This window comes from Lactococcus sp. DD01 (assembly GCF_001578715.1).
In the GTDB taxonomy this organism is placed as follows: domain Bacteria; phylum Bacillota; class Bacilli; order Lactobacillales; family Streptococcaceae; genus Lactococcus; species Lactococcus petauri.
Window position 1 is genome coordinate 81,013 of record NZ_KQ968943.1, and the last position, 11,603, is coordinate 92,615.

Consider the following 11,603-nt stretch of genomic DNA (forward strand, 5'->3'; position numbering starts at 1 on the left):
AAAACTTTGTCTGTAGTATATTAAAATACCCACATAAACCGAACATTTTAAAACTATTGTAAGAGCTGTTGTGCTCTTACAATCACTACACTTTTAGACTTAGAATTCTTAAGCAAATAATGATTTACTTTAATTATTTGTTTCTTCTACTTAAAGGTTCTCTCTCTTTACTATAAGACGAGAGAACAATGCTTTTGAAAGAGAGCTCTTTTATTCCATTATTAAGGATCTCAATAGAATAAGCATATGCTTTCTTTGGATAAGTAAAGTCTCCTTCGCTATCCGCTATCAATTGTGTACCAATTATTTCTTGTGCACGGGTGTAAAAAGTTATTTTAAGTAATGCTGATGGCTTGGGAGCCGATTCCGCATCCAGTTTGACCTGATAGGCTTTCCCTCGTTCCAAAAGTGGCAGCTCTAAAAAGCCTCGCCTCCCCTGATAATTCGAGTTGGAAATCCATTTAACAATTGTCGCTCCGGGCGAAAGCATGGTGTTATTGAAACGGACAATATTATTCGAATCGAGATACTCAATCGTAGATCCATGTTTATAGTAGTCCATCATTTCTGGAGACCATTTCACTTCAAATTTCATAGCTCAATCCCCTTTATGCGGTGAAATTGTTCTCTAAGTATCCGCTTATACTGACTCAAAAACCATTCATTAATGGCTGGAGAATTGTCATTATGTCGACCAGGTATACCTTTACTAATAATAGATGCCTCACTTTCACTAAGGTGAGCAGTGATATCCTTGTACGCATGGACATCATAATCATCATTCATCATATAAGCAACAATAAATCGCGTGGCATCAAACTTCCCCTCTGAAAACTGCAGCCAGAAGCGTTGGTTTAAGTTCTCTACAGCTTCTTTTGTGAGACTTCCCTCTAAAGATTTTAGAATATCAAGGGAGGTTGGGAATCCTCCTGGACGTACCAGTTGTTCATTATACGCAATATCTCCAACATTTACTAGAGGCTTTCCGACAATAACATGCCCGGGTTCCAGCCGACTAGCATAATAAAGAGCCCCGTAGGTTCCCATTGAAAGACCCGATAACACCAACTCTTCTTTTGAAAATCCAAGGTAATCCAAATGCTTTTGAATCACATCCGTGAGTTTGTCTTCTAAACTCGAGCTTCCCATATAGAAAGAGCCTCCTTCAAGTCTTGGGTCTGTGATTAAGAGAAAAGGGGCTCCGAGTGCTTTCATCATAAAGAAGCCTTCAAACCCTTCGGCAGAACGATATCCCGAAAAATAAACATTCAAAGGAGGTTTTAAGTCTGCAGGATTAAAATAATAGAAAAGTTCTTGATTATTCTCATCAGTAATTTTCTTTCCACCTAGGATGTATTCCCCATATTGATAACGAGTATCTCTAAAATGAAGAGGACCAACACGCAATACGCCCTGACCTTTTGCGCTAAGAAATACACTCAAATAACCAATATTATTTTCATAAGGAACTTCAATCCCCCTTTTCACTTCTTCTTGGCTATATGTACACCTCTCCATTACCTCACTGCCTCCCTCTCTTATCTTCAAAAGCGTGAGGCTGATTTCTACAGTTGGATCTTTTACAAACTCAAGCCAAATTTTCTTCGAGCGCCCATACATTCCTATATTACGTTGCCACATCAATAAAGGTTGCCTTTTAATAACGTCATAGCTCCCTTCTAACATAAGGTAAGATTCACCAAGAACTTTATTTTGTCCCTTAAATTTCTGATTTACATGTATTGTATTCGTATGGAGTTTTGAACCCATCTGTCCAGAGAAAAAATTATTTTTTATTTCATCAATAACATTTCTTGCCTGGCGTGTATCTATAAAATAAGGGATCTTTTTCTTTTTGAACGTATCTGAAACCTCGTCTTTTAAATTACAATCGATAATAATCCCATACACGTCAATAAGATTTTCAAGAGCTTTTATTACTTCTTCATCTATTTTCTCTGTACATAGGACTGCGTCAAAAGGTTTTTGGGTCTTTTTCAAAAGATCATCTATCTCTTGTTGGGTAGTTTTCTCTACATTAATGGAGGTCCAGTCAAGTAAATCCCAATCATTTGCTGAGAATTCTTCTTTCAAACTTTTTTCTCCAAGATGTAGGACTCTAATTTTTTTCTTCATACATTTATTCCTATAATGTCACACAGTTTCTCTCTCAATTTCCAGCCCGAGTACTGTTTAATTTGCTGGGCAGAATAGGCTCTCGCCTCCTGCCAATGACGTAAAGTATCAAGATAGTAGCTCAAGACGGAATTCAGCTGATTGATATCTTGAAGTACCTTTCCATTCTTTCCATCATGAATATACTCCCCTTCACTTTTATTGATTTGCGGTATTGCTGCACTAATTCCAGCAATTTGTGTAAAGAGGTCAGGGGTATTGGACAAGTCAATAATCACTCTTGCTTCATGAATTATTTTAAATAGGGAATCTTCATTCGCAAAACTTTGAATGCTCCACAACTCTTTAAGCTGACGCACAAGATAAAGTTGGGGGTACTGATTGTCAAGTTTTTCCTCATCAATTGTATTTTCTTTTTTTATAATAGGTTTAGCTTGAGAAAGTACTTCCATTTCCAAGGCAAAGCGCTCATATAAGCATTGATTGATAAGCTCTTCAACTTTTTCTTTCCCAACATTATTTTCTATACGAACAATAACTCTAAAAGAACGTTGATTACTTTCTCCCTCAAGAATAGCTGTCATATAACCCACAAGCCCTTCTATTATTTGAGAGAGCTCCTCTTCTTCCACACTTCTTCCTTCAAGGTATATAACTTCTTCTTTTATTTCCTGAGAAATACTTAATTCAAATCTTGTATCATAAGGGGTTAGATGGAATATTTTACTTGAAGCCGCTTCTGTCACAATTGATTTCAACTGCTGAAAAGAAGCTTCCGTATCCACGATAAGTGCCTTAGATTGATTTAACAAACCCACAAGGATATTTTTCCTCTTTTCCTCCTGCAAAGATAAACGATTTTGAAAAAGAGAGAGTGTACTGTTTTTTAAATATGAACTCTTTTTGAGTTCCTCAATATTTTTATCTGTCACACTCATCACTATGGCATCCTCTTCTTTTAAATTTTTTAGGAGCCCATCTAGTATTTCAAATTGAAGTTCTTCTTTACTTTTATAACAGCCTTTTGACATGCCTTTCATATTTTCTTTATTAAGCTCGCACCTTCCGTCATCTTCGAATTCTCTGATGATCCAGTTTCCTCTATCATCCAGTAAATCCGTATAGATATGAGTTTTTCCTTCATATATTTTTCGATTAGAGAGAAATCCCCTGTCATCGTACACCTCTACCTTACTGAGATTCTTTCCTGAATAATGGCTCACTTCTAGAATTTGTGACCCCCTCCCCAAAGTAACTGTCCCAATTAACGCCTCCTCAAGATAAACCAAGATATTAAATGGTGTGTAAACAAAGTAAGACTCGTTGGGAAAAGACAAATCAGAAAAATTTACTGATTTTTGATACATAGGCCCTGACAATTGCAACTTATCATAAAGATAAACATAGTTACTTTCTAGCAAATCGAACTGATGAAGAAAATAGTGTAATTCAGGATTATAATTCAAAACGATTACCTTATAGTCTTGATCAGAATCCATAAAAGTACTAATCTGTCCTGTAAGATCATCCGTATTCAAATGATGAATCTGTTCTTTTTCCCAAGCCGGGATAAAATAAATCATTGTTTCTTCCTTTCCTCGCTATAAAATAGCTTGATAATCATTTCTATGATAAAGTGTTGTCACTTGTGTCCGAATTTCTTTCATGAGAATCATAAGAATCATCCATGTTGGAATTAAATGAGCCCACATACTTGCCTCAGGATAATAAATAGCCACAATCATGGGAACTCCTATGATTAAAGCGTTTGTAAATGCTGCTATAGTAGCCATTATACTCACTTGCTTAAATAAGAAACGTTCTGTGTTTTTCCCTGGATATACATTATTGAAATAATCCCCACTTTTCTTAAGGGATTCTGAGATCTCCTTGTAATCAATATTAACATAGGAGAATCCAAAGGTGAGTAACATTAAACTAATGACTAAAAGAGTTACCCCCAAAACATGATTTAATTGAATTTCTTGATAGAGTTGTTCAAAAAACTTAGAATCAAACTGTTTGTTAATCAAATATAATACATATTGTGGCAATAAAACTATACTAAAGGCAAACATAAAGGGCATTCCTCCAGCAGGATTAGTCGGAATAGGAAGATAAGCTTTTGAAGCAACCTCCCCCTCCATCATAACACGATTAATTTGTAGTCTTCGCTCCCCTTGATAGAATCGAAAGACGAAATAGGAACCCAAAACAAGAAGTAATGCTCCTGGAAGTAAGTGACTCAAAGACTCTTGCCATCCTCTTGTTGTTACTTCACTGATAATTTTTGTCGGCCAACTTCTTAAAATACTAACTAAAATAATAATCGTTGGCCCCCCTATTCCATATTGGCTGTTCAAATTTCCAAGCCAAACAAGTATTGCCATTCCGGTCACGAGAAGAAGTACTAGAGCTACACTTGGTACTGTCGTAGACGGATCGTCAAGCGTTTTTGCTTGAGCAATGATTGTAAAGCTTTGAACTGCCGCTAATAAGAGGCTCATGATAAATTTGATACGGTAGCTTTGAGCTTGGGTTAAGTTTTTTATATGAAAGAGGTTGGTTACCATTAATACTCGCCAGAAAATTAAAGCAGACATCCACGGGCCAAGTCCTAATGAAAACAAGGAAATACGACTTAATGATAATCCTGTCATACTCAATACCCATCCTACATTCGTTGTGCTTGTAAGGTCTTGGTATAAATCACTAAGATTTACCCCTGGAACAATAATACTCAGCCCCAGAAGATAAACCAAAACTATCATCAAAGAAAACGAAACCTTTTTATAGGTTAATTTTTTATAAGTTTTTTCGTTCATTTTATTTTCCTGTTTCTTTTATATTTTCAATCTTTTTACTACTGAAGAATACTTGTCAAAATTCGAACTAAACCAATAAGTATCCCTGAGAGTAATACAAGTGAAGTGATCACCACTATTTTATTGACCGGCTTCTTCTTTGTTTTCAAGGTTACTTCTTTTTTGATCTCCTCTTGTTTTTTTTTATCTTTAGTAGAATTGGATTTTGATTTTTCATTTCAATATTTCCTTATAATTTTCAACAGTAGCCTGTCCAGCAGCCCATCTTTGGATAGCTAATACATCACGATATTCTTTAACATCTTGACTTACTTTAAGAATTTTTTGAACAAACTGGTTAACTTGTTGCATTTCGAAAATATTTTCACTACAAATATATCTCTTGTTATGTAGCGTTTCTTTAAAAGCAAAAATAAGTTTATTGTTTTCGAAAGCTCTTCGAATCACTTGTTCTACTTCATTACCATAGTTAATGTCAAAATAGAAACTATTCTTCTGAAAAAGATGTTCAAGTTCTTTTTCTTCAATTGCAGGATACAAAGCCACGTTCGAATATTTATCGTAGTCTAAAAGGCGGTTTGACATTGCTGTCCTTGCGGCAATATGAAACTGATGATGGGGAAGCGCCTCAATAAGATACTCTATATTTGCAATTTGATCCGAATTTGTAACGATTAAAACTGAGCGTGCTACAGGATTCCGTTCTTTGAGATCATAAATATAACCTAGATAATTCAATTGTACCTTTGTATCAAACCGTTCATGTGCTTGTTGTTTAATTCGTAAGTACTCTTCTCGATCCTGTATAACAATTTTTGTAGTTGCTGAATGTTTGTCATTTAAAAGCAAGGACATATTCCCCGGTATACTTGAAGAAATTTCTTGCCAAAACAAAGTGTGCTGGTAAATTTTTTGTGGGTATTTCGCCTTAAAAGCTTGTGTAATAAAGAAAGGCATAGCAAGCGAGTTATACAATATCTTTGTGTAATCTAATCCTGAAACTTCAAAATAAAACATTATGAAATCCACAAATTTTTCAAAAATATACTTTGTATTCTCAAAATTGACTTGGATTGTCCCTGTGATATGGTTGAACAAAAGTACTTCTTGATTTTTTTCACTAAAATAAGTAGTTAAAATCAATTGTCCATCACTGTAACTCTTACGCCCAAATAACTTTCCAAATTGATTATATAAATCAGTGGAACGAACCTTTTCCTGTTCATTTAACCATTCCACAGCTTTAACTACCCGGTAATCCCCACGTCGTTGACTATATAAGATTCTTCCTTTTTTCTTATATCCTTCAAAAATTTCCGCCTTCTGCCCATCACCTTTAATTTCCCAATAGTAAGGTACTTCTAGTTCATTAAAAAATTTAGGCGTCCCCTTTTGATATTTTGAAGATGCTTGGGTAAAATACTGAATTGGAGAGGTAATATTTTCAGGAAGATAACCATCATCATTAAGAACAACAGTTGTATGCGTATATCCTGCTTTATTTAATGAATTACACAAATCTTTCTCTTTCTCTAAGTAATTTTCAAATAAATTAATCATTAATCATTTCCTTTTCTAACTCTAGCCAAAGTTTTTGAATTTCTTTTGTAAGATAAGGTTTAGCAATTGCATAAGATTCTTTTCTCATTTCCTTCAGCTTCGTCTCATTTTGTTTATACATTTGAACAATGGCTTGAGCAATATTTGAAATATTGAGAGCAACATCATTTTTGATATAGTTAACTAGACTTCCATTTACTCCGTCCTCAATAAAGGTTTGATTACCATAACGTACATCAAAACCAATCATCCTATTCCCTGAACCAACAGCTTCCAGTAAAGTGAGGCCAAACCCTTCGCTTGTCGAAGTCGAAACATAAGTACCGTAGTTTTTGTAAATTTCGTCTAATTTATGTTGCCCTTTGAGTTGAATAAATTCTTGTGCATCAAGATCTTGAATAAGTTTACGTAACTTTTCTTCTTCTCCACCTCTGCCATAAATATCAAGTTTCAATTGTGGGACTTCTTTTTGGGCTTTTACTACTGCTTTTATCAACCAATCTAAATGTTTTTCACTTGCCAGACGTGAAGCTGTAATGAGGGAAGGCTCGTCTCTCTTTTCTTTTCGGCGAAGTCGATTGATGCTCCCCACAGGAATTGTAAATACTTTAATATTTCCTTTACTATAATCTTTAAACTGCTGCTCAAGAATAGCCTTTTGTTTTTGTGTTGCGGTAATAAAGAAGTCAATTACCTTTGCATTTTCAAATTGATAATCGTAATAGTTATTCCATAGTATTTTTTCTTTGGTCGTTAGAGGTTCATTAAAGTGCTCCGCATGGATAACAACCCCTAATTTTGCTCTGCCTTTATTACCTTTAATAATTTGTGGCCCCATTCCTGTAGAGCGATCTACAATAATAATATCTTTCTCAGAGAGATTGAGTTGTTCTACAAAGTATACAATAAGCTCTTCTCGAGAATAAATGGTGAAATCTTTAAAAATATAAAGACTTTGTTTACCATTTAGAAGCTCATCATAGGCAATTGATCCATCTTCATTAAAGAATCGTCGTTGATAAAGATTCGCACTTCCCTTATTGGGTTTAAAATATTCTGAAAATGTTCTTACATAGCTAAAGTAATCCCTCTGAATGAGTTTTCCTCCAACAATCGTTTCTGTTTTGAACACTTTTTCCTCATCCTCATCTCTTGTAAAGAACGCGGTCAAACGTAAATGGTTTTCCTCAAAATAGTAGGTAATTGAATGCTTACTTCTTTGTTCTTCTTTAGCAGGACTCGTAAATTCTGCCTCTAAATCTTTTAAAGTAAAAGTTGTAGGACTAATCTTTACATCTGTAAAATATTGATAAAGCCAAATAACCTCCGAGTCAACAAAACCAATATTTTTTGTCATAGGTTGTATATTTTCATAAAACATACTCGTAAAAATAAATTTTGACTTTTGTTTGTTCTTTTTCAACAAATTTGAGCGATATGCCTGTGCATACTCTACACCACTACTTGCCCAACCAATACCTATATTAAAATTATAAATTGTCATTTCTTCTCATCTTTCATAAAAATAGTTTTTCTTGAATTTCTACAAGCATTTTTCTTGTAAAAAATCCTTCTTTAATCAGATTCCCAATATTTTTTACATTCTCTACCATAACATTGTACTCTTCCTCCGTCACAGACTTAAGATAATCTACCGCTTCATCTAAAGTGTCTACTGCAATACCTAAGTGATAGTCTGTCACAAAACTTTCTTTAGCTATACCTTTATTTACGATAAGAGGCAGACCTGCAGCTAAATAAGTACTAAATTTGAATGAAACATTCATCTCTGAATATTCTCTCTCATACTGATTTTCAATATTTTCACTCCAAACAAGACCATAACCTCCCCTATTTAGAGTGCGAAGAAGTTGGTCCTCTGGCATCCATCCCATCAATTTCATATTACCTTCGGCTTGAACATCCCCATTACTATAAACTTCTAATGGAATCTCATTTTTCCAATCTTTGACAAACGGAAAACGGGTTATATTTCCTAAAAATTTAAGCTTACGCTGAAACTGTGGAGAATTTGTTAATGTGAGTGGTGTTACATGATCCCACACCCCTTGAATGAGAACGGGTTGTGTGAGACCATTCTCGATCAGAACTTCTTTCATTTTTATCGATGGAACAATAACAAGATTCGCAAGATTGTAAGCTTCTAGGTACTGATCAAACAAGTATGCATTATTTGCGAACATTAAGGGCACAAAATCATGAATAAAGACAACAAGTTTATTTACTTTTCCTCGTAATGCTTCTAAAAAATATTTATCAAATGCAATTCCATTCCATGATGGCATTTGTGCAATCGCAAGTGAATCTTGAGAAACTGAAGCTAATATACCTTCTATTCTTTTCAACTTTTCTTCTTCAGTGTCACTAGCTACTGGATAAGCACCAATGCTTATCTCTTTATAGCCTAAATTTTTTGCAACCTCAGTAATCATATTTTGAGCTACCATAGCCGTACTTTGAGGACTTTGTCCATATAAATTTGTAATATATTTTTTCATTTTTGCTGTCCTTTCTTCTATGGGAAAGTGACGATCAACTCCCCCTTTTTAATTTCAAACATACTTAGAGCGACATTTTTCAAGATAAGCGCTGTTAATTTATTTCTTGAGTCTTCAAAACTTCTTTGCGCCTCTTTTTCATACTCTACAATTGCCTTTTTTTGTGCGACAGTTCTTGGCTGAACCGCAAACCTCAATTGATTTAAGAGATTTATTTGAGTACTCCAAGAGACATCTATCGATTTAAGCATGGACAATTTCAAGTATTGAAGAAATGCTTGTTCATCATTGAGTAATTTTTGCTTTTCTTCTAAATTACTTTTCAGCCGTTCAAAAATAAAATCTTGTGCTTCTTCTTTTGTCGCTAATTCTTGAGTAAGCTGTTTATATTTAAAGTTATAGTCAATATTATCTAAAATATAGCGTTGCAACTCTCGCTTATCATAGCCCTTTTCTTTAGTAAATCTAGCAATTGCTTTTTTTGATTTTTCATAAAAAAGTTCTAAAGCATCTTTTGAGGCATCTAGTTCTATAATTTGTATGCGACTTTTATTGATGGCTTGTTTCTGTAATTTTAAAACTTTATCAAACTGAAGTGCATTTATTCTCTCTGAATAAGCTTTATCTTCTGAGAGTTTTTGGGCATTACTAAAGGCTTTTTTTATTCTTCTACTCTTTATTGGTTTGAAAGAATTTTTTTTGCGATTGTAATAATTTTGAACCGTATCTTTTGAAAAGTAGCGAATAACATCATCTTCTAATGATTCAAAAGAATAAGCATCCCCTGGTTCTCCTTGCCTTCCTGCTCTTCCTTTTGCCTGCAATTCAATCCTTTGATTTAACATTCGTTCTGTAATAACAACTGCAAGCCCCCCCAAAGCTATAGCCTCTGGATCAATTTTGATATCTGTTCCACGACCAGCCATAGTTGTGGAAATAGTGACTGCACCTTTTTGACCTGCTTCTTGAATTATTTGTGCTTCTTTAGATCCACTTTTTGCATTAAGAATATTATGCGGAATTCCTAAATTGAGAAGATACATTGAAAATAACTCTGATGAGGCAACTGATCCAGTAATAACAAGTATTGGCCGGCCTACTAGATATAAGCTTTTTATTTTTCTTAAAACAGCCTCTGTTTTTGCCTCAAAAGTAACATACTGTTCAGGCTTATGGTCTGTTCGAATCCTTTTTTTATGAGTTCTAACTTTTTTAACAGGTAAATTATAAGTTGCAATAAGTTCCCCTTCTGCCACCTTAGCTGTCCCAGACATTCCTGCAAGTTGACTGAATTGCCGAAAAAGATTTTGATAAGTAATTGAAGAAAGAATTTGCGTTTCTGGTGTGAGTTTAACACCTTCTTTTGCTTGAATAGCTTGATGTAACCCATTTTGTAAGTTTGTACCTTCTAAAATGCGTCCATCTTTATGGTCAAGTAGCTTCACTTTATCGTTTTCTACAAGATAGTCTCTCTCTCTCTTATAAATTTTATGTGCTTTTAGAGCTAAAATAAGATGCTGGTAAATTCCAAAATATTTATTATCCAATAAATCGCTTATTGCAAGATATTCTTTAGCACTCACAATACCTCGTTCTGTCAACCAGACATTTTTTCTTTCCTCATCCAGCTTATAATGCTTATTTTCCTCTAAAGTAGTTACAAGTTGATCTGCAAGGGTGAAATAGTTAGATTGAACTTTAGGATTTCCTGAAATAATTAATGGCGTCTGTGCACTATCCAATAAAATTTCATCAACTTCATCTAATAATGCGTATCGAAAAGGGGGCATAAAACGTTCTTCCTCTTTTGAGGCTAACCCATCGATTAAATAATCAAATCCAAGTGTACTGTTTGATGTATAGATAATATCAGCAGCATAAGTTTCTCTTCTTCTCTCATGATCAAATTTTTTTTCTTCTGGGTCGTTTACTCTTGAAACCACATTTAATCCTAACCATTTAAAAACAGGACCAATACGCTCATAATCTCGCTGTGCAAGATAGTCATTTGTAGTGATGAGAAAAGCTTGATCAAGGTAGAGAGCTTTAAGGAATAGAGGCATAGTCGCAACTAAGCTTTTTCCTTCTCCTGTTTTCATTTCAGCAATCTTCCCGTCACATAAAACAAGAGCGCCTAATACTTGTTCATCTGTAGGGTATAGTCCTAAGACACGCTTATTGACTTCACGGACTAATGCAAAGGCTTGAATAAGAATCTTTTCTTCTGGTGATTTTATCTCAATATCTTTCTTTAGTTGGCTAACCTTTCTTTTCAGTTCTTCATCAGACTTCTGCTCAACCCCCTCTCTTTCTTGATTAATTTTTTTTAAGACTTTTTTATAATTCAAACTCTTCCTCCCTTCTATTATATTATTATGTTCAACTTTTTTACTACAAGTTTGTTTCTATAATTTTCGTTCTTTAGAAAATAACACTTGGCCCAAGTGGACCAAGCATTTATTTATCACGAATACTAAAAATTTTCACACAACAGGATCAAGAAACCTCTTCTTGATTTTTTCTTCTCTTTTTACTCATGAGCGTTGCGGAAGCTAAAAGACCA

8 protein-coding genes are annotated in these 11,603 nt (G+C 34.4%); all 8 read right to left on the reverse strand.

The window, feature by feature from the left end:
- Positions 1 to 133: 133 nt before the first annotated feature.
- On the reverse strand, positions 134 to 595 hold the full coding sequence (gene asp3 / locus LACDD01_RS10645; protein ID WP_061415121.1) for an accessory Sec system protein Asp3: 462 nt from the start codon (positions 593 to 595) through the stop codon (positions 134 to 136).
- Positions 592 to 2,136 carry an accessory Sec system protein Asp2 gene (gene asp2 / locus LACDD01_RS10650; RefSeq protein ID WP_061415124.1) on the reverse strand — a complete coding sequence of 515 codons (1,545 nt, stop codon included), beginning with the start codon at positions 2,134 to 2,136 and terminating at the stop codon, positions 592 to 594. Before asp2 ends, asp3 begins: the two co-directional genes overlap by 4 nt.
- Positions 2,133 to 3,719: an accessory Sec system protein Asp1 gene (gene asp1 / locus LACDD01_RS10655; protein ID WP_061415127.1), complete on the reverse strand. Its 1,587-nt coding sequence runs from the start codon at positions 3,717 to 3,719 to the stop codon at positions 2,133 to 2,135. Before asp1 ends, asp2 begins: the two co-directional genes overlap by 4 nt.
- An 18-nt stretch (positions 3,720 to 3,737) precedes the next feature.
- Positions 3,738 to 4,961: an accessory Sec system protein translocase subunit SecY2 gene (gene secY2 / locus LACDD01_RS10660; RefSeq protein WP_061415130.1), complete on the reverse strand. Its 1,224-nt coding sequence runs from the start codon at positions 4,959 to 4,961 to the stop codon at positions 3,738 to 3,740.
- 213 nt (positions 4,962 to 5,174) lie between these two features.
- Positions 5,175 to 6,521 carry an accessory Sec system glycosylation chaperone GtfB gene (gene gtfB / locus LACDD01_RS10665; protein ID WP_061415133.1) on the reverse strand — a complete coding sequence of 449 codons (1,347 nt, stop codon included), beginning with the start codon at positions 6,519 to 6,521 and terminating at the stop codon, positions 5,175 to 5,177.
- The gene (gene gtfA, locus LACDD01_RS10670) at positions 6,514 to 8,025 is read right to left on the reverse strand and encodes an accessory Sec system glycosyltransferase GtfA (RefSeq protein WP_061415136.1); all 1,512 of its coding nucleotides are present in this window, start codon (positions 8,023 to 8,025) and stop codon (positions 6,514 to 6,516) included. The genes gtfB and gtfA overlap by 8 nt, the downstream gene beginning before the upstream one ends.
- A gap of 13 nt (positions 8,026 to 8,038) precedes the next feature.
- Positions 8,039 to 9,040 carry a sugar transferase gene (locus tag LACDD01_RS10675; protein ID WP_061415139.1) on the reverse strand — a complete coding sequence of 334 codons (1,002 nt, stop codon included), beginning with the start codon at positions 9,038 to 9,040 and terminating at the stop codon, positions 8,039 to 8,041.
- A gap of 17 nt (positions 9,041 to 9,057) precedes the next feature.
- Positions 9,058 to 11,409, reverse strand: coding sequence for a preprotein translocase subunit SecA (gene secA / locus LACDD01_RS10680; protein ID WP_369814486.1), 2,352 nt, complete (start codon positions 11,407 to 11,409; stop codon positions 9,058 to 9,060).
- Between the last annotated feature and the right edge of the window lie 194 nt (positions 11,410 to 11,603).

Coding starts and splice junctions, on each gene's coding strand:
- asp3 (WP_061415121.1), bottom strand. CDS start 595: ATGAAATTTGAAGTGAAATGGTCTCCAGAAATGATGGACTACTATAAA.
- asp2 (WP_061415124.1), bottom strand. CDS start 2,136: ATGAAGAAAAAAATTAGAGTCCTACATCTTGGAGAAAAAAGTTTGAAA.
- asp1 (WP_061415127.1), bottom strand. CDS start 3,719: ATGATTTATTTTATCCCGGCTTGGGAAAAAGAACAGATTCATCATTTG.
- secY2 (WP_061415130.1), bottom strand. CDS start 4,961: ATGAACGAAAAAACTTATAAAAAATTAACCTATAAAAAGGTTTCGTTT.
- gtfB (WP_061415133.1), bottom strand. CDS start 6,521: ATGATTAATTTATTTGAAAATTACTTAGAGAAAGAGAAAGATTTGTGT.
- gtfA (WP_061415136.1), bottom strand. CDS start 8,025: ATGACAATTTATAATTTTAATATAGGTATTGGTTGGGCAAGTAGTGGT.
- LACDD01_RS10675 (WP_061415139.1), bottom strand. CDS start 9,040: ATGAAAAAATATATTACAAATTTATATGGACAAAGTCCTCAAAGTACG.